Genomic DNA, 17,673 nt, shown 5'->3' on the forward strand with positions numbered 1-17,673 from the left:
AGTTTGGGGGTTGGTCGCGCTAGCAACAGCAGCAGCAACACATGCACATTCGGCTACAGCAGGTAGTAGCACAGGTATAGGCATGCGAAAGAACCGGGCTTTGAGCTGCCAGTGTAAAAAATAAAAGAAGTTGTGTTGGCTTGGTTCCCTTTTCCATAACGTTATCAATTTATATACATCCGGACTTCCGGAATCAGGAATTAGCACCTTGCTCGGGGCTGGTTGCTAGCGCTTCACAGAGCCTGTCTCTCCGCGCTTCTTTATAAATCGATACCCACAAGGGATATCAGACTTGATGATGCAAAGCTAGAGCAGCATTTTAAATAATCCAAATAATTATTTAAAATAATTGCAAGTTCCTCTAATAAATCAATTTCACACATCTGCCTATCAGCAACTTACATACTGTATAATACAAACCATTTATACCTGTTGATTTACTATCTTTGAATAAGTATAATTGCTTTCTCATAACAATACGAAGCTATACCTGTTGTGCAGGTATAAAATACCTGACAAACCCTGATGAAGATACTCCTGACCGGCGCAAACGGCTACATTGGCAAACGACTCCTGCCTGTGCTGATAGAGGCACAACACGAGGTCGTTTGCCTTGTCCGGGACCCGCGTCGCTTCGAGTTGCCTGAGAGTCTGCAGGATAAAGTACAGGTGGTAAAAGGAGATCTGCTCAAGCCGGAAAGTTTGCAGGATTTACCCCGTAACATAGACGCCGCCTACTACCTGGTGCACTCCATGGGCTCCGGCTCCGCAGACTTTGGGGAGGCCGAGAAAGCTTCTGCTTTGAACTTCGTCAACTACCTTGATACAACTAGTGCCAAGCAGGTGATCTACCTCAGCGGCATTGCCAACGACGCGCATTTGTCGAAGCACCTGACCTCACGCCGGCAGGTGGAGGACGTGCTCGCCCAGGGCAAAGCGAGGCTAACAGTACTCCGCGCCGCGATTATCATCGGTTCGGGCAGCGCTTCTTTCGAGATCATCCGTGACCTGGTGGAGAAGCTTCCGGTAATGGTAACACCCCGCTGGCTCAACTCCCGCTGTCAGCCCATTGCCATACGCGATGTCATGTTTTACCTGATTGAGGTGCTCGGCCGCACCGACTGTTATGACAGGCGTTTCGAGATTGGCGGGCCTGATGTGCTCACCTACAAGCAAATGCTGTTGCAACTGGCTAAAGTCCGAAACCTGAAACGACGCATCTATACCTTGCCAGTGCTCACACCCAAGCTTTCTTCTTACTGGTTGTACTTTGTCACGAGCACCAATTACACATTAGCCCGCAGCCTAGTGGAGAGTCTGCGCAACGATGCGGTGGTGAAAGACAGCAGCATACAGCAGTTGATCCCGCACAAGTGCCTGAGCTACGAGAGTGCTCTCAATCTGGCTTTTACCAAGATGGAACAGAACATGGTAGTCTCGAGCTGGAAGGATGCACTGGTGAGTGGCAATATGCAACTCGATTTTATGGATTTTGTACAAATACCAGAACACGGCGTGCTCACCGACCGGCAGCGTATGCGCTTCGACAGAGCCCCTGAGGAGGTGATGGATAACATTTTGCGTATCGGCGGTGAGCGTGGTTGGTACAAGACTGATTTCCTGTGGGAGCTACGTGGCCTGCTCGACAAAATGGTGGGCGGCGTTGGCTTGCAGCGCGGCCGAAGACACCCAATCGACGTAAAGACCGGCGATTCGATCGATTTCTGGCGCGTGCTGGCTGTGGATTACAAGGTTGGCCGTCTGTTGCTTTATGCTGAAATGAAACTTCCCGGCGAGGCTTGGCTGCAGTTCAGAATAAGCCGCGAGGCCGATGGCAACTACCTGGAACAACTGGCCGCTTTCCGCCCGGATGGGTTGGCTGGTAGGCTATACTGGTATGCCATGCTCCCTTTCCATTTTGTTATTTTTAAAGGAATGGCGCACAACATCATTCATTACCAGGAACCGCTTATTGACAAATTATCACCGCCAACACAACATTCTCGATAATGTACAAACAATAGATTTCATAATATAAAACTATCACTATACTTAAGAGTATATAGCAGTGTCTTTACTCAGATGCTTACCTCTTCTGCGCAGGCATTTTACATTTATACCTATACCTTATCACGCTCACCGAGAAAAAATATTTTAACTTTGCCTTTCTCAAACCTAACAGACCTAATGGAGGCCATAAAAGAAACGAATTTCTCCTTCGCCGGGCAGACCGGTTTTTACAGAGGCAAAGTACGCGACGTTTATTATTTTGAAAACCGACTAGCCGTTTTAGCAACAGACCGTATTTCGGCTTTCGATGTGGTGCTGCCAAGAGCTATACCTTATAAAGGTCAGGTATTGAACCAAATAGCGAGCATCAATCTGAAAGCTACTTCGGACCTGGTGCCGAACTGGGTGCTATCGACGCCAGACCCGAACGTGACCATTGGCTACCGCTGCGAACCTTACAAAGTAGAGATGGTGATCAGAGGATACCTGGCCGGGCACGCCTGGCGCGAGTACAAAGAAGGCAAACGCAGTGTGTGCGGTGTGGCGCTTCCTGAAGGCCTCCGTGAGAACGACAGACTGCCAGAGCCGATCATCACCCCGACCACCAAAGCTGACGAAGGACATGACGAAGACATCTCGCGCGAAGAAATTATAGCAAAAGGCATTGTATCTGAGCAAGAATATATTAAATTAGAAGCTTATACCCGGGCACTCTTCGCGAGAGGCACGGAACTGGCCGCGCAGCGCGGACTGATACTGGTGGATACCAAGTATGAGTTCGGCAATTACAATGGCGGGGTATACCTGATTGACGAGATCCACACGCCGGACTCTTCGCGCTACTTCTATCTGGAAGGGTACGAGGCGCGCCAGCAGAACGGCGAATCGCAGAAGCAACTGTCGAAAGAGTTTGTGCGTCAGTGGCTGATCGAGAACAATTTTCAGGGAAAAGAAGGGCAAACCGTGCCTGAAATGACCGACGAAGTGGTGCATAGTATTTCGGACCGCTACATTGAGCTTTACGAGGTTTTCACGGGGCAGCCGTTTCACAAAGAAAGTTACGATAATGTGCTCTCACGCATGGAGAATCAGATCGTAGAAAACATTTTTAACGAGAAAAATTAGAATTATTAACGTGGATTTTGGTACATTCGCGTTTAAATCCTTTACTGGTAGATCTATGAAGTACACGATTGATAAGAAAGAAAACTACACGATTATCACGATAGACGAGAAGAAACTTGATACTTCAATCGCTCCGGATTTGAAATCTGAGTTCGTGAAATTGAATGCCGAAGGGATCACCAACCTGATTCTTGACCTCAATAACGTAAAATATACTGACTCTTCAGGCTTGAGCTCTATCCTGATTGCGAACAGACTTTGCAACTCCTCTAACGGTTTGCTGATTCTGACCAGCCTGCAGGACCATGTGATGAAACTGATCACGATCTCTAAACTAGAGTCTGTGCTTAACATCCTTCCTACGGTGGAAGAGGCGATCGACCGTGTGTTTCTGCACGAGATCGAGCAGGACCTAACCAACAAGGAAGACTAGCAAACCCTACTTTGTGGATTTCGAACTCAGAATACTTGGCAGTTCGTCGGCCACACCCTCGGCAAACCGGCACCATACCGCCCAGTTGCTGACCATCGACAATCAGCTTCATCTGATTGATTGCGGAGAAGGAACCCAAATGCAGCTGATGCTTTACAAAATAAAGCATCAGCGCATTTCTAACATCTACATCAGCCATCTGCACGGCGACCATTACTTTGGTCTGGCAGGTTTACTTTCTACCATGCACCTGCAGGGCCGCCAGCAGCCACTGCATCTCTTCGGCCCTCCCGGCCTTTCCGAAATCCTTAGTCTGCAGCTCAAATACTCCGGCACCAACCTGTGCTATAAGCTTATCTTTCATGAGCTGGACACGGGCCTCTACCGCAAAATTTACGAAGACAAGAAGATTACGGTGCACACCTTGCCTATGGAGCACCGCGTGCCTTGTTGTGGTTTCCTGTTCCGCGAAAAACCAAAGCCACGACCGTTGATCAAAGAAAACCTGCCCGGCTTTTTGACGCCACCACAACTCGTGCGCCTGAAGTGGGGGGAGGACGTGCGCGACGAGCAGGGCCATGTGCTGGTGCGCAACTCCGTGGTAACACTGGAACCCAAGCGCAGCCGCAGTTACGCCTACTGCGCCGACAGCAGGTATAAGCCCGACCTGCTTCCCTATTTAAAAGGCGTAGACCTGCTCTACCACGAAGCCACCTTTACGGACGAGTTGCGTGAACGCGCACACTATACCTTCCACAGCACTGCCCGACAAGCCGCTGAGATGGCCGCCGCCGCGCAGGTGCGCCACCTGCTGCTCGGTCACTTCTCGGTGCGCTACAAAGACCTGACGCCCCTGCTGGAAGAGGCAAAAGAAGTGTTTCCGAAAACCGATCTGGCCGTGGAAGGCAGTATTTTCTGTGTGCAGGAATAAGCACGGCAACTCTCTGCAGCTGCAGGATTCTTAATCGCAAAATCGTTAACTTGCTGCACCATTTCTATACCTATGGCGGCAACCCCTTCTCTCGAGAAAAAACGCACAAACCTGTTCCTTGTCCTGAGTGGCATCTTTCTGGCCAATGCCCTGCTGGCGGAACTGATCGGTGTGAAGATTTTTTCGGCGGAAGCGCTTCTAGGAATGCCCGGTGCCCAGATCGGTCTTATGGGTGAGAAGTTCGACTTTAACCTCACGGCGGGCGTCATCATCTGGCCGGTCGTGTTTGTAACCACCGACATCATCAATGAGTATTTTGGCAAAAAGGGCGTGCAGAAAATCAGTATCCTCACTGTCATCCTGATCCTGTATGCTTTCCTGGTGATCACGATAGTGACGGGTCTGCCACCTGCTGCGTTTTGGCTGGAACTCAACAACCAGGATGCAGCCGGCAATCCTTTTGACATCGACTATGCCTTTAACTCCATTTACAGGCAGGGGCTGGGGATCATTATCGGCTCTTTGGTGGCTTTCCTGATCTCGCAGTTTTTGGATGCTACCGTGTTTCACTGGCTGCGCTCCTTTACAGGCAGCGGTAAGATCTGGCTACGGGCAACGGGCTCTACGCTGGTGTCGCAGCTGATCGACAGTGTGGTGGTGCTTTTCGTGGCCTTCTACATTTTCGGCAATTGGCCGCTTTCGTTGGTCATGTCGGTGGCTGTTATCAATTACATTTATAAATTTTTCATTGCCATAGCCCTCACCCCGCTCCTATACCTAGCGCACTATCTTATAGATGGTTATCTGGGCCACCGCACCACTGAAGCCATGATAGAAGCAGCTGCCAAAGAAAGCGAGGAATAGCCTGTGTTTTAAATAAATTTGCTTTTGAGCTGAATAGGACCCTATCTTTGTGGTCTTGCAAAACAAAATGGCTGCACACTTAGCACATACACAAATTTTCATTACGGGGTACGTCCTGCACGATCTCTAATAGTCGCCATTCCTGAAATTGGGCCCGTGTAGCCCTCCTATTCCTAATTTATTTCATTTTCTAAAGGAACATCTATGTTCAGAGGCATCCTTTTGGTATTCCTCGGAGCGTGTAGCTTCGGCATACTATCCACATTCGTAAAACTGGCTTACCAGGAAGGCTATACCTTGGGTGACGTTACCGGCACACAGGTCTTCTTTGGCTTCGTTATACTTTGGAGCATCGTATTGGTACGTCACTTAATGGGCCACCGCACCCTCGGCGTTTCAACCATGGACAAACTGAAGCTGGTGGCCATGGGCACCAGCACGGGTATGGTAAGCATCTTCTACTACAAGTGTGTGCAGGCGGTACCGGCCTCTATCGCTATTCTGCTGCTGATGCAGTTTACCTGGATCAGCTTGCTGCTGGAAGCGGTGATCAAGCGCAAAATGCCACAGCTCTCGCAGGTTATCATGGTGCTACTGGTGCTGGTGGGCACGGCCATGGCAGGCAGGCTTTTCTCAGGCACTATACCTGACTTCGACCTGGCAGGTATTGGCTTCGGGCTGCTGGCGGCCTTGTGTTATTCGGTATTCCTGATGATCAATGGTGCGGCTGGCAACCACTTGCACCCGACCACCAAAAGTGCGCTCCTGCTAACGGGTGCTACCATACTGGTGCTGAGCATTTTCCCACCGATGTTCCTGTTTAACGGGGCTTTGAGTGATGGCCTGCTCAAGTGGGGATTGTTGCTGGGTGTGTTCGGCACCGTTATTCCGCCGCTGTTCTTTGCCTACGGTATACCTAAAACCGGTCTGGCACTAAGTGCCATCCTCAGCTCGGCAGAGTTGCCGGTGGCGGTGGCCATGTCGTACTTCGTGCTGCAGGAAGAAGTATGGACGGTACAGTGGCTGGGGGTGGCACTAATCCTCCTGGCCATTATTATAAGCAACCTGAACAGGTTATACCGGTCGCAGAAAAATAAAAAGCTGGCAACAGCCTAAACCCTATAAGATTGATTTTTTACTTAACCCCAAGCAAGCCTATGATGTAATTGACTTAGAACAATAAGATTTGATTTGATTTTTTTTGAATGGCTGGGTGTCTGCTCTTAAGTGAAGCGCCTGGTCATTTGCTTTTTAGGGGAATCCATGGCCGCCAAACTAGTGCAATTTGTACCTGACGTCTACCTTTCCCTCAACCCCGCCGCACCGCTTTCGTATCTCACATCCGGGCACAAGGCCAGGTGGCAGCCGCCGCTGCATCGCCTTCGCTACAGCACACAATAAATTATATTTTCAACAGTTAAATCAGTTACAGTCGGCTCAGATTCATGCTTCTGAAAAACTGGTATATTTTCTGATAGGATCAGCCCGAACGATAAACACGAAACGTCATGAAAGCAATAATCGCCCTTTTCGTCCTATTCTCTCTCAGCCTCGGTCTTCAGCAAGTACAGGCCCAATCTGGCAGAAGCTACCAGGAATGGCTGGAGGAAAACCGTGCCGGTGGCAAGAAAACGACAGCAAAAGCCCCGGCCAAAAGCAAAGCCAAACCTACGAAAGCCGAGGCCACTGCAGCTGCAGAGCCTGCCCTGGAGGCAGCTCCTGTACTGGCGTCACCAAGCGGCACTTTCCGGGGCACACTGGCCTGCAAAGACTGCCAGGGTATTAAAACAGAACTCACTCTGAATGGCGATTCCAAAGGCTCGTTCACGATGAAGCAAATCTACATGGGTAAACCGGCAGACAAAAGTGTGGTGAACAGCAGCGGCAAGTGGTTCCTGGCCAAAGGCAACAAGCAAAACCCCGACGCCGTGGTGCTGCAACTTATACCTACCGCCGGCGACATAGACCCGATGTATTTTCTGCAGGTGAGCGATACGGAGGTGAAGCTGCTGACCAAAACGCAGGACGAGATCGGAAGCTCAAAAAATCACTCACTCAGGAAACTTTAAGGCTACAGGTATAGAATTGTCGTAGTCGGGCTAGGCGTGTTCTCAGCAATTTGCGTTATTTTTGCAGCTGTAAATCATTTTCCCGACTATGGCACGATACCTTACGGGCATTCAGAGCACAGGCCGTCCGCATTTGGGCAACCTGCTGGGTGCTATCCTCCCCGCCATCGAACTTTCGAAGGCATCGCAGGAGCAGGCGCTTTACTTTATAGCTGACCTGCACTCACTTACTACCATCCGCGACCCACAGGTGCTGCGCCACAACACCTACTCGGTAGCCGCCGCCTGGCTGGCCTGTGGCTTCGATACTGATAAACACATTCTCTACCGCCAGTCAGACGTGCCAATGGTAACCGAGCTGACCTGGTACCTCAACTGCTTCGCTCCCTTCCCGATGCTGGCCAATGCGCACTCATTCAAGGACAAATCGAGCCGCAGAGGACTTGCTGACGTGAACGCCGGTCTGTTTACTTACCCGGTGCTGATGGCAGCCGACATCCTGATGTATGACGCCAACATCGTACCGGTAGGCAAAGACCAGATCCAGCACCTCGAGATTACCCGCGACATTGCCAGTTCGTTCAACCACATTTACGGTGATACGTTTGTGTTGCCGGATGCGAAGACGGATGAAACGGTGATGACTGTGCCGGGCGTTAACGGCGAGAAAATGAGCAAGTCTTACGGCAACATCATCGATATTTTTGAGGCCGACAAGCCGCTGCGCAAAACGATTATGAGCATTGTGACGGACAGCACGCCGCTGGAAGATCCAAAAGATCCGGACGAGGACACGACCTTCAAACTTTACAGTCTGCTGGCATCCCCGGAAGAGATTCTGCAGATGCGCAACAACTACCAGAACGGTGGCTACGGCTATGGACATGCCAAGCAGGCGCTGTATGAGCTGATTGTGCGCAAGTTTGCCAAAGAGCGTGAGCTGTTCAATTACTACATGAACAACTTGCCTGAAATCGACAAAAAACTGCTCGAAGGCGCCAATAAAGCGAAAGCCATTGCCACGCCGGTTTTGGAGCGCGTACGCCAGAAGCTGGGCTACTAAACGCTATACCTGCCAAATGCAAATCGGCTGCTGAATGATTTCAGCAGCCGATTTGCATTTATACCTATACCTTAGGTTTATACCTATCTTAGGCTCCGGTTCCAATCGGGCGCTCGTTGCGCGACCATTCGCTCCAGGAACCCACATAGAGTGTTGGTATACCTAAGCCGGCATAGTCCATGGCAAGCGCTGTGTGGCAGGCTGTAACGCCAGACCCGCAGTGCACCACCACATGTTCCATATCGCGACCGTCCAACACGGTTTCGTATTTTTCCCGCAGCACTTCAGGTGATAAGTAGGTGCCATCTGCTGTCAGATTTTGTTGAAAAGGAATGTTCGTAGCTCCCGGAATATGTCCGGCTATCAAATCAATTGGTTCAGTCTCACCACGGTAGCGGGCCGCATCACGCACATCCACCACCAAATAGTTTGGGTCTTTAACAGCCTTCGCAACTTCCTCCATCGAAATGGTTGGCAGTTCCCAAGCCTTGAATGGGTATGGTTCGCCTTGCTTTGGCTGTTCTTCTCCGCTGCCCACAGGTATACCGGCCGCTATAGCCGCCTGATAGCCGCCATCGAGCACTTGTACCTGTGTGTGTCCGGCAGCGCGCAACATCCACCAGAACCGGGAAGCAGCGTTGGCACCGCTCATGTCATCATACACTACCACATGGCTGCCATGCGCTATACCTAAGCGACCCAGCAGTTCGGCAAATTTTTCAGGTTCTGGCAGCGGGTGGCGTCCTCCCTGGGCTGCGTCTGGTTTAATATCTGCCAGGTCTTTGTCCAGGTCTACATGCAGTGCCCCGGCCAGATGCTCTTGTTCATACTTGGTACTGCCATTGGGGCCGGAGCGGGCATCGATCAATACCAGGTTTTCATTTTTGAGGATAGAAGCAAGTTCTTGGGCGGTGATGATTGGAGACATGGTATGGTGTGTTTGATGGTGAAAGGCTACGGTATCAGATATGCAAAAAGTACGATGCGTAAACTTACGCAATCACGTGGAGGACTTCTTTATACTCTTCTTGTTTTCAACGGTTATTTCTGAGCCTTCTGCCAGCATCACCGAAGCAGGTGTTTGGCTACTTAAAAAACCAAAACCGGGCCCGTATACCTGCCCAAAATCAACTGTTATGCTATAGTCCAGCACCTCGTATACCTGCCATCTCGGGTGAGTTACCTCGTACTCGTTCGTTTTCGTGTTGCTTGCTTTGGCATAGCCCCAATAATGCTCCGTAATAAATTCTGCTTCACTTAAAGGAGTAATTTCAGTGGCTTGTATACTCGCTTGAACACTGATGTTTTGCCATTTGGCGTTCATTTTGCAGCCATACGAAACGAGCTGTTCGCTTGCAGTTTCACGCCACTCGTGCCGCATCGGCAGCGTTTGATAATTCTCTTTATATACCGTGTTGGCAACAAAGGTCAGTGCAGGTTTCGGAACGATCTCTTTGATAAACACGACGCCCCGTTTCCATACCTTGTCCTCCAGTCGCCGGACATAAAACCGAAGATTGACCTCTTCAAAGTTTACATGAAAGGGAATTTGGATATTCAGCAGCTTTGTGTTTAAAAACATAAACCCCACCAGACTGACATAACATTTGCCGTTCCATAAATCTAACTCGGTGCCATACGGCAGGTAAGGCGCAAGCACCGATTGGTCCACCTCGTAGTTTGCCAGCACTAACTTACGCCACTCTGCTTTCAGGAAACTCATTTTTGTGGAGATTTTATATAGCTAAATAGCAATCTATCCGGCTCATAACCAGCCGAGAGTAGCGGCTTATTGCCTTGCTTATTTACCGAATTGTCTCAGATGATGGTCCGAATGTTTGTATACCAGTATGCCAATTTCTTCCTTCGTCATTTTTCCGAAAAAATCGTGAATGAAGGTGGGGTTGTGGTAATTTTCATATGCCTCGGTCAATGATATCCATTTCAATTTTTCTGCTTCCAGATCTCCGCCCGTTTCTTTCGGTTTGAACTGGGAGGAAGTAGGTATATTTTTATCAAAAGGCTGCTCGTCCTTTATCATTTTCCGCAAGGCTATTTTGCCAAATACTTTACCCAGAAAAGCCTGCTTGTAGGTATGGCTGTCCCTTCCCAGGATCCATCCGTTCCAGTAGGTATTGTGCTCAACCATTTGGTGAATATTCATTTTGCCCCATTGAGGGCTGCTGTCAGCAGTGATGGACGCTACTCTGACAATGATTTCGTCCCGGGTTGGCTTGTCAAAAATGGATTTCATTTTCTGCTCGATTTCATAGCTTTTACTTTCTTTAGATTTGGGTCGGCAGCAAATTTTTCATATTCTGCCGTTTCCACCCCATAGATGGCAATTTTACCTTCGCTGTCGCAATGGACTCCAAAGCCGTAGGTTTTTGTCAGAGGAGATGCTCTGAAACAGGCTTGTCCCTTTGAGAAGAATTGTTCCCTTGCCTGGGTGTATTCGGCTTCGGCCAGATCATTTCTAGTTGCAAAAACATGAAATAACACATCGTCAGAAGTATACCTGTAAGGATGCCTGGCGATCAAATCATACTGCATTTCGGCAATCATTTTTTTGTCACCTTTTGATGTCGGCTTTATCCCACAATCTGTTTTTGAATCCTCTGCCACTTGAATAAAAGTGTCAAAATAATTTGTGGTGTGAACTTTCATTGTGGTTTGATGAGGTTGCTGTTTGTAAAATCCGCTGACGGTCTGCGCATGTAACTTGTAACGGTTTTCAACAAACTTACTTAAAAGCACAAAATCTGAATTTACCAATTTCCCGCCATATGTTATATGCACTGTTATTCGCTGGTCTTTTTCTTCGCCCTTTGTTGCTTTTTATGATCCAGACGTTGTATATAAAAGTCGTAGCTTTTTTTGATCAAATTCTCGATTTGGGCGTCAATGTCCTTTTCGTTTTCAATAATAATATGGTGTGTCCAATAACCTTTCTTCGGCTGTACGGATGCAACTATTCTGTCATTCGTTAATTTTTCGCCGGTAACGATCGTTAGCACTAAACTGCCCTCCGGTCTATTAGCGACCCACATTTGAGGAAGCCATAGCCAAATGTATTTATAGATTTCACCAAATGATATCTGTGTCTTGGAGACCTTTATTTCGGGAGAACAATTCCTTTCGATAGCCTGTCGAATAAGTCTGAACAATTTAAATGAGGATTCTCGCCCCTTAAAGAATTCTATAATAGCATCCTCAGTTTTGTCCGCCATAGTTCGAAGCGTTTAGTTATCACCCGGGCTTGTATTATGTGTTTGTGTAAAAGGCGAGCGAGTCATAGCAAAAGTATGCCTTCTATGCCTTGTTAGCAGTCAGTAATTCTTTTATAGTGCATGCCAAATTTCACGATGTACATTAGCTGTAAGCGTGATTCTATGCCTTGCTATTTCTGGTGATTTAAAGTTAAGTACTGGCAAATTGTACCCATAAGTTAAATTAACTGCACCCAATAAACTTATTCCAGCTTCTGGTAATAATCTCAAGTCCAACCTTTTATCATCTATGTAGCCAACTACATTACCACGCACAGCTATCAATAAACCCGAAAGTTCAAAACCAAGCTTAGGAGCATAGATAAATCTGTCCTTGTTTATGTTAGCTTCTATACCTACTCTAGGTCCCCAAATGGCGTTGCCACCATGCCCAATGTATTGGCTTGCATACATCAAGTTTATCTCTCCAAGGAATTGTCCCTGATATGATATACCTGGTGATAAAATCAACTTTGGTTTATCTTTTATCGGTGTGTCCTGTCCCTTGGCTGATAGTACAGTAACACATACTATAAAAAAAGCCAAAATTGTTTTCTTCATAAATTACTTATTCCTGCTAACGTGCTGGGCTATAAGGTGGTGGTGCTACCTTATATGTTTTGTTGTAAGAAGATTTTTATTCTATAATCAACTCGCTATTTTCTTCTTTTGCTTTTCCAATAGCTTCAAATATCACTTCGAATAAATCTTCTCCGTCTGAAGTCACAAAATAGGTAGATAGGTCTGTGATGTCTGAACTAATATCATCACCCCATGGCGGTTGCTTCAACAAGTCCGTTTTATCCCAAACTACCTTTGATGGCTCAAACTTTTTTAAGCGTTCCCGAATGTCCTTTAATTCTTTTTCGGCATTTTCTAAATTCTTAACAGACAGTTTGCCATTGTAGAATTCCTTCAGAATTGTTGGGTATTTTTTCACAAACCAACTTCTTGCGAGACGAATCTCAATAGTGTCAAAGAAGCAGATCAAGAAGTCCTTTGAGCCTATTTCATAGATAAACTGATTTGTTCTTAAATGTACTCCCATCTTATTTTAGAAATTACTTACAACTTTACTATAAAAGGAGCTATTCGGGTTATTGGCACTATATGCAGAGGTTAGTTTATTATACCTGGGATTCCATTATGGAGTCGTTCATCCATAGCATAATACTAATATAAGAAATGTTAGCAGTAGCCAAAGCATAGAGGCGAAGTTTCTTACGACTTCATGGCATGTTGTGAGCCGGAAGCATGCTCTACCCGTTTAGTCATTTGAGTTAATCTTTAGAACCACTATTTTAATGCCCGACTTCCTGCATAGAGTCAGCAAAGCCTTTCTCTAAACGCACCCAAACGTGACTAAACGTTTCAAAAAACGGATGCTCGTGACTATACACGAAAAAACCACACGTACCCTTATTACCTAAGAGCACGTGTGGTTTTATCACAAAGCAGACCGCAGCCTGCTACTTTTTTCTAAAGCTATACCTTACTCAGCTTTCCAAAGCTCACGCTCCTGGTCGCCGATCAGCACCACGAAACGGGCAGGGTTGGCGGTCAGCACCAGGCGCATCTCTGTACCCGGAAACTCATCTGACTCTACCCATACACCCTCTTTTTCGCCATTGGCGTTCAGGATGCCACCTTCCAGCGTATTGGCCAGGTAGGCAGTGGGCAGCAGGATATCCGCGTCAGAGCGTAGCTTGCCGTGCACTTCTTCCAGCGCGTCTTCCAGGTAGTCGCCATACTCCTCGTTGAAATCATCTTCCATATCGTGGAGTTCCTCTTCCATATCGTCGTAGCGCTCGTCGTTGTAGTCCAGCGCGTTCAGTTCTTCTTTTTTGCTGATGATAGCCACCAGCGAACTGTTCAGTGCATTTGCGTTCATAGCGTCGTTCTGTTTTTTACAAAGTTGGAAACATGCTCTAGTAATTGCAAGAATTAACAATGATAATTTGCCCCAAGAGTCCTTGGGTTTTGATAAACGTTTAAAAGCTGTATTTTTACAGCATCTTATGATTTAAACCATATCTATACCTATGGCAACAGATATTCTGCCCCTGAACGGCACCGACCATATTGAGTTTTATGTGGGTAACGCCAAGCAGGCTGCTCACTTCTATCAGACAGCTTTCGGCTTTAAGCTGGTAGCTTACGCAGGCCCTGAAACGGGTGTGCGCGATCGTGCTTCTTATGTGGTGCAGCAGGAGAAAATCCGTTTGGTACTGACTACTTCACTGGACCCGAACTCAGATATTGCCCAGCATGTGCACCTGCACGGCGACGGCGTAAAAGTGCTGGCCCTGTGGGTAGACGATGCCGAAGCCTCTTTCCGCGAGACGGTAGGTCGTGGAGCAAAACCAGCCCTGGAGCCGAAAACACTAACCGACGAGTATGGCGAAGTGAAAGTAGCCTCCATCCATACCTACGGCGATACCATCCATACCTTCGTGGAGCGCAAAAACTATAGCGGTGCGTTCATGCCGGGTTATGTGCCACGCCAGAGCGAACTCGACATTGAGCCGGTTGGCCTGAAGTATGTAGACCATTGCGTAGGCAACGTAGAACTGGGTCGTATGAACGAGTGGGTGAAGTTCTACGAGGATGTGATGGGCTTTAAGCTGCTGCTCACCTTCGACGACAACGACATCAGTACGGAGTATACTGCGCTTATGTCTAAAGTGGTGTCGAACGGGAACGGCTACATCAAATTCCCGATCAACGAGCCGGCTGAGGGCAAGAAGAAGTCGCAGATCGACGAGTACCTCGAGTTTTACCGTGGTGCCGGTGTGCAGCACATTGCCGTAGCCACCAACGACATTCTGCATACCGTAGCAGAGCTGCGCCGCCGTGGCGTGGAATTCCTGCGTGTGCCGGAAACCTACTACGAAGACCTGATCGACCGTATCGGCCACATCGACGAAGATATGGCAGACCTGCGCAAACTCAACATCCTGGTAGACCGCGACGATGAGGGCTATCTGCTCCAGATTTTTACGAAACCAGTGGAGGACAGACCAACTGTTTTCTATGAAATCATCCAGCGCAAAGGAGCCAAATCGTTCGGCAAAGGCAACTTCAAAGCCCTGTTCGAAGCCATCGAGCGTGAGCAGGCGCTACGCGGCAACCTTTAGACCGCAAGCAAAGTATAGCACGGTGTAAACCGAATCAGATACCTCTATTTTGATATACCAATATCACACCAGTTCTCAGAACCGCTACGCGGCAAACGAAGGGCTGGTGTGATTTTTTGTGGTGTCAGAGGTATAGCGGAAAGGAGTTAGTGGATTAGTGGGTGAGTGAATTAGTGAGTAAAGTCCAGGTATAGATACACTAGTTTCTTTCTTAATAAACCACTGACAGGTATAGTAAGACTAACTTGCACGCTGGCTACGAAGGTATAGCTTGAGCCCGGTGCACCCATGACGATTTTGTGTTGGGGGTAGGGGTCCTCGACAAAGAGCGGTCAGCGAGTCTAAAAGCGTCTTAATTTTTTTGCTTACTGGGGGTAGGGACTCTCTTTTTTTTCATCAAAGAAAAAAGTAAGCGCCCGCCGCACAGGCGAAGCTACAAAGTAATACTAGTTGCTATACCTACAAAAGCAGTAGCTATACCTGGGCCAGAGGCCCCACGATAACAGATCACGAGCGAGGACACTCGCGCCATATTACATCATACTACAAAAGACATTAACATCAACACATACATTACTAATAAGAACTATGATCGAACCAGCTATACAGCATAAAATAGACGCCTGGCTGAGCGGCAACTACGACGAGGCAACCAAATCAGAAATAAACGGATTACTGGAACGCAACGAGCACGAGACACTTGCCGACGCATTCTACAAGGACCTGGAGTTCGGTACAGGCGGTCTGCGTGGCATTATGGGTGCAGGCAGCAACCGCATGAACCGCTATACCTTAGGTATGGCCACGCAGGGGCTCTGCAATTACCTGAAACAGAACTTCCCGGGAGAGCGTGTGAAAGTGGCTATTGCCCACGACTGCCGCAACAACTCTGACGTATTTGCCCGCATTGCCGCTGATATTTTCTCGGCCAACGACATCGAGGTATACCTGTTTGAGGCCCTCCGCCCTACCCCGCAATTGTCTTTTGCTATTCGTCACCTTGGCTGCCACAGCGGCGTGGTCGTAACAGCTTCTCACAACCCGAAAGAGTACAACGGCTACAAGGTATACTGGAACGATGGTGCGCAGGTAACCACTCCGCATGACAAGAACATCATTGCCGAGGTGAACAAAATCACTTCCATTGATGAAGTGAAGTGGGAAGCAAAGTCTGGCAACATCCACATGCTTGGCCAGGAGATGGACGAGGCTTACATGGCCAAAGTGCAGAGCCTTTCCGTTTCTCAGGAAGCCATCCGCAACCAGCATGATCTCAAAATTGTATTCTCCTCGATCCATGGCACAGGTATAACGCTTGTACCGGAGGTGCTCAAGCGCTTCGGTTTCACGAACGTGCACATCGTAGAAGAGCAGGCTATACCTGACGGCAACTTCCCAACGGTGGTATACCCGAACCCGGAAGAGAAAGAGGCCATGACTTTGGCCCTGAACAAAGCCAGGGAAATCGACGCCGATCTTGTAATGGCCACCGACCCGGACTCTGACCGTGTAGGTATAGCCGTGAAAAACCTGAAAGGCGAATTCGAGCTCCTGAACGGCAACCAGACCGGTGCTCTATTGATGAACTACTTACTGCTGGCCTGGCAGAAAGCGGGCAAACTGACGGGCAAGGAGTTCATCGTCAAAACCATCGTGACCACCGACCTGATCAAGGATATTGCCGACAGCTACAACGTAAAAATGTATGAAACCCTGACCGGCTTCAAATACATCGCCGAGAAGATCCGTGAACTGGAAGGCAAAGAACTATACATTGGCGGCGGCGAGGAAAGTTACGGCTATATGATTGGTGACTTCGTGCGCGACAAAGATGCCATCTCTGCCTGTGCGCTCATCGCTGAAATGGCAGCTGTGGCAAAAGACAGAGGCCAGAGCCTGATGGAGATGCTGGTGGAAATCTATACGCAGCATGGCTTCTACAAAGAAGAACTGGTATCGTTCACCAAAAAAGGACAGCGTGGCGCGGAGGAAATCCAGCAGATGATGGCCGACATGCGCGCCAATCCGCCTCAGGTTATTGCCGGCTCTAAAGTAGTAGAGTTAAGTGACTTCAAACATAGCACACGCAAAAACCTGATCACCGGCGAAGAATCAAAGCTTGACCTGGAAAGCTCTAACGTGCTGCAATACCTGACGGAAGACGGCAGCAAAATCTCAGCCCGCCCATCCGGTACCGAACCGAAGATCAAGTTTTACATCAGCGTAAACGAGCCACTGGCTTCTAAGGAAGATTTTGACGCTGTTGACCAGCAACTGAATCAGAAGATAGAACAGATTCTGGTGGATTTGAAGCTAAAATAAGCTTCTATCAAAATAAAGGAGGCCGGTTATGTAACATAACTGGCCTCCTTTATTTTATAGCTATACCTGCTTGAGCCGCTCGTCTAAACCAGAAAGAATTTGAATAAACTGGTCCGACTTGAAGTCCACTTCCTTGAGGCCATCGTGAGCCTGTTCAATTTGCCCGTTACTATAAAGTTTATGCAGGTTTAAAACTAGCGTAGTTAGCTGCTGGTGAGGCCGGATAAGCTGCAGGATTTCGGGCTCACGTGCATAGCGTATGGTACCCACTGTAGAAAACCAGATGTCTATAGGCCCCGCAGCGGAAAAAAAAGTATTGTCAAATGTTCCGCCGTACAGAAATGAACGCACCTTCGACTTATATAGAATATGCTTTATTCTGAGCTGTTGAAAATCCAGTCGTGCTGCCTCCATCTACCTAACTTCCTCGGTTGTATTTGTAACAAACTG

General features: G+C 48.2%; 19 protein-coding genes and 1 riboswitch. Of the genes, 10 read left to right on the forward strand and 9 right to left on the reverse strand.

What is annotated here, in order from left to right; all coding sequences use genetic code 11:
- Positions 1 to 166: 166 nt before the first annotated feature.
- A riboswitch (SAM riboswitch) is annotated at positions 167 to 269 on the reverse strand.
- A 256-nt stretch (positions 270 to 525) separates the two neighbouring features.
- The 8 genes from AC4QZR_RS13620 (at position 526) to trpS (ending at position 8,495) form a co-directional block, all read left to right on the forward strand.
- Positions 526 to 2,010 carry an SDR family oxidoreductase gene (locus tag AC4QZR_RS13620; protein WP_494481411.1) on the forward strand — a complete coding sequence of 495 codons (1,485 nt, stop codon included), beginning with the start codon at positions 526 to 528 and terminating at the stop codon, positions 2,008 to 2,010.
- 177 nt (positions 2,011 to 2,187) lie between these two features.
- Positions 2,188 to 3,135 (forward strand): phosphoribosylaminoimidazolesuccinocarboxamide synthase, encoded by a 948-nt coding sequence (locus AC4QZR_RS13625; protein ID WP_494481412.1) that lies wholly within the window; start codon positions 2,188 to 2,190, stop codon positions 3,133 to 3,135.
- A gap of 55 nt (positions 3,136 to 3,190) precedes the next feature.
- Entirely contained in the window at positions 3,191 to 3,568 is a 378-nt protein-coding gene (locus AC4QZR_RS13630) for an STAS domain-containing protein (RefSeq protein ID WP_007657896.1), read from the forward strand.
- Between the two features lie 13 nt (positions 3,569 to 3,581).
- Entirely contained in the window at positions 3,582 to 4,499 is a 918-nt protein-coding gene (locus tag AC4QZR_RS13635) for a ribonuclease Z (RefSeq protein ID WP_494481413.1), read from the forward strand.
- 72 nt (positions 4,500 to 4,571) lie between these two features.
- Positions 4,572 to 5,363: a queuosine precursor transporter gene (locus AC4QZR_RS13640; RefSeq protein WP_494481414.1), complete on the forward strand. Its 792-nt coding sequence runs from the start codon at positions 4,572 to 4,574 to the stop codon at positions 5,361 to 5,363.
- A 204-nt stretch (positions 5,364 to 5,567) separates the two neighbouring features.
- Complete coding sequence (locus AC4QZR_RS13645) at positions 5,568 to 6,479, forward strand: EamA family transporter (protein WP_494481415.1); 912 nt, start codon at positions 5,568 to 5,570, stop codon at positions 6,477 to 6,479.
- Positions 6,480 to 6,871: 392 nt separating this feature from the next.
- A complete protein-coding gene (locus AC4QZR_RS13650; RefSeq protein ID WP_494481416.1) occupies positions 6,872 to 7,432 on the forward strand; it encodes a copper resistance protein NlpE N-terminal domain-containing protein in 561 nt (186 codons plus the stop codon).
- 88 nt (positions 7,433 to 7,520) lie between these two features.
- The gene (gene trpS / locus AC4QZR_RS13655) at positions 7,521 to 8,495 is read left to right on the forward strand and encodes a tryptophan--tRNA ligase (protein ID WP_494481417.1); all 975 of its coding nucleotides are present in this window, start codon (positions 7,521 to 7,523) and stop codon (positions 8,493 to 8,495) included.
- 88 nt (positions 8,496 to 8,583) lie between these two features.
- Here the strand turns inward: trpS and AC4QZR_RS13660 are convergent, their stop codons facing one another.
- From AC4QZR_RS13660 to AC4QZR_RS13695, 8 genes are all read right to left on the reverse strand, one after another.
- Positions 8,584 to 9,423 carry a sulfurtransferase gene (locus AC4QZR_RS13660; protein ID WP_494481418.1) on the reverse strand — a complete coding sequence of 280 codons (840 nt, stop codon included), beginning with the start codon at positions 9,421 to 9,423 and terminating at the stop codon, positions 8,584 to 8,586.
- Between the two features lie 72 nt (positions 9,424 to 9,495).
- Positions 9,496 to 10,218: a YqjF family protein gene (locus tag AC4QZR_RS13665; protein ID WP_494481419.1), complete on the reverse strand. Its 723-nt coding sequence runs from the start codon at positions 10,216 to 10,218 to the stop codon at positions 9,496 to 9,498.
- Between the two features lie 78 nt (positions 10,219 to 10,296).
- The gene (locus AC4QZR_RS13670) at positions 10,297 to 10,749 is read right to left on the reverse strand and encodes a DUF1569 domain-containing protein (protein ID WP_494481420.1); all 453 of its coding nucleotides are present in this window, start codon (positions 10,747 to 10,749) and stop codon (positions 10,297 to 10,299) included.
- Complete coding sequence (locus AC4QZR_RS13675; RefSeq protein ID WP_494481421.1) at positions 10,746 to 11,162, reverse strand: DUF6157 family protein; 417 nt, start codon at positions 11,160 to 11,162, stop codon at positions 10,746 to 10,748. The genes AC4QZR_RS13670 and AC4QZR_RS13675 overlap by 4 nt, the downstream gene beginning before the upstream one ends.
- A 134-nt stretch (positions 11,163 to 11,296) precedes the next feature.
- Positions 11,297 to 11,725 carry a DUF5655 domain-containing protein gene (locus AC4QZR_RS13680; protein ID WP_494481422.1) on the reverse strand — a complete coding sequence of 143 codons (429 nt, stop codon included), beginning with the start codon at positions 11,723 to 11,725 and terminating at the stop codon, positions 11,297 to 11,299.
- A 111-nt stretch (positions 11,726 to 11,836) separates the two neighbouring features.
- A complete protein-coding gene (locus tag AC4QZR_RS13685; protein WP_494481423.1) occupies positions 11,837 to 12,325 on the reverse strand; it encodes a hypothetical protein in 489 nt (162 codons plus the stop codon).
- A gap of 76 nt (positions 12,326 to 12,401) precedes the next feature.
- A complete protein-coding gene (locus AC4QZR_RS13690; protein WP_494481424.1) occupies positions 12,402 to 12,812 on the reverse strand; it encodes an immunity 70 family protein in 411 nt (136 codons plus the stop codon).
- A 444-nt stretch (positions 12,813 to 13,256) separates the two neighbouring features.
- Positions 13,257 to 13,655, reverse strand: a complete 399-nt coding sequence (locus AC4QZR_RS13695) for a hypothetical protein (protein ID WP_253403204.1) — start codon at positions 13,653 to 13,655, stop codon at positions 13,257 to 13,259.
- A 151-nt stretch (positions 13,656 to 13,806) separates the two neighbouring features.
- On the opposite strand from AC4QZR_RS13695, the gene hppD reads away from it, so the two are divergent.
- Complete coding sequence (gene hppD / locus AC4QZR_RS13700; RefSeq protein WP_494481425.1) at positions 13,807 to 14,901, forward strand: 4-hydroxyphenylpyruvate dioxygenase; 1,095 nt, start codon at positions 13,807 to 13,809, stop codon at positions 14,899 to 14,901.
- Between the two features lie 588 nt (positions 14,902 to 15,489).
- Positions 15,490 to 17,223 (forward strand): phospho-sugar mutase, encoded by a 1,734-nt coding sequence (locus AC4QZR_RS13705; protein ID WP_494481426.1) that lies wholly within the window; start codon positions 15,490 to 15,492, stop codon positions 17,221 to 17,223.
- Positions 17,224 to 17,283: 60 nt separating this feature from the next.
- Here AC4QZR_RS13705 and AC4QZR_RS13710 read toward each other — a convergent pair whose 3' ends face one another.
- Positions 17,284 to 17,637, reverse strand: coding sequence for a histidine kinase (locus AC4QZR_RS13710; protein WP_494481427.1), 354 nt, complete (start codon positions 17,635 to 17,637; stop codon positions 17,284 to 17,286).
- Positions 17,638 to 17,673: the final 36 nt, after the last annotated feature.

This window comes from Pontibacter sp. YIM B11418, from assembly GCF_059278805.1.

Bases quoted from the DNA above. Each gene is read 5' to 3' on its own strand.
- AC4QZR_RS13620 (WP_494481411.1), top strand. From the start codon at position 526: ATGAAGATACTCCTGACCGGCGCAAACGGCTACATTGGCAAACGACTC.
- AC4QZR_RS13625 (WP_494481412.1), top strand. From the start codon at position 2,188: ATGGAGGCCATAAAAGAAACGAATTTCTCCTTCGCCGGGCAGACCGGT.
- AC4QZR_RS13630 (WP_007657896.1), top strand. From the start codon at position 3,191: ATGAAGTACACGATTGATAAGAAAGAAAACTACACGATTATCACGATA.
- AC4QZR_RS13640 (WP_494481414.1), top strand. From the start codon at position 4,572: ATGGCGGCAACCCCTTCTCTCGAGAAAAAACGCACAAACCTGTTCCTT.
- AC4QZR_RS13645 (WP_494481415.1), top strand. From the start codon at position 5,568: ATGTTCAGAGGCATCCTTTTGGTATTCCTCGGAGCGTGTAGCTTCGGC.
- AC4QZR_RS13650 (WP_494481416.1), top strand. From the start codon at position 6,872: ATGAAAGCAATAATCGCCCTTTTCGTCCTATTCTCTCTCAGCCTCGGT.
- trpS (WP_494481417.1), top strand. From the start codon at position 7,521: ATGGCACGATACCTTACGGGCATTCAGAGCACAGGCCGTCCGCATTTG.
- AC4QZR_RS13660 (WP_494481418.1), bottom strand. From the start codon at position 9,423: ATGTCTCCAATCATCACCGCCCAAGAACTTGCTTCTATCCTCAAAAAT.
- AC4QZR_RS13665 (WP_494481419.1), bottom strand. From the start codon at position 10,218: ATGAGTTTCCTGAAAGCAGAGTGGCGTAAGTTAGTGCTGGCAAACTAC.
- AC4QZR_RS13670 (WP_494481420.1), bottom strand. From the start codon at position 10,749: ATGAAATCCATTTTTGACAAGCCAACCCGGGACGAAATCATTGTCAGA.
- AC4QZR_RS13675 (WP_494481421.1), bottom strand. From the start codon at position 11,162: ATGAAAGTTCACACCACAAATTATTTTGACACTTTTATTCAAGTGGCA.
- AC4QZR_RS13680 (WP_494481422.1), bottom strand. From the start codon at position 11,725: ATGGCGGACAAAACTGAGGATGCTATTATAGAATTCTTTAAGGGGCGA.
- AC4QZR_RS13685 (WP_494481423.1), bottom strand. From the start codon at position 12,325: ATGAAGAAAACAATTTTGGCTTTTTTTATAGTATGTGTTACTGTACTA.
- AC4QZR_RS13690 (WP_494481424.1), bottom strand. From the start codon at position 12,812: ATGGGAGTACATTTAAGAACAAATCAGTTTATCTATGAAATAGGCTCA.
- AC4QZR_RS13695 (WP_253403204.1), bottom strand. From the start codon at position 13,655: ATGAACGCAAATGCACTGAACAGTTCGCTGGTGGCTATCATCAGCAAA.
- hppD (WP_494481425.1), top strand. From the start codon at position 13,807: ATGGCAACAGATATTCTGCCCCTGAACGGCACCGACCATATTGAGTTT.
- AC4QZR_RS13705 (WP_494481426.1), top strand. From the start codon at position 15,490: ATGATCGAACCAGCTATACAGCATAAAATAGACGCCTGGCTGAGCGGC.
- AC4QZR_RS13710 (WP_494481427.1), bottom strand. From the start codon at position 17,637: ATGGAGGCAGCACGACTGGATTTTCAACAGCTCAGAATAAAGCATATT.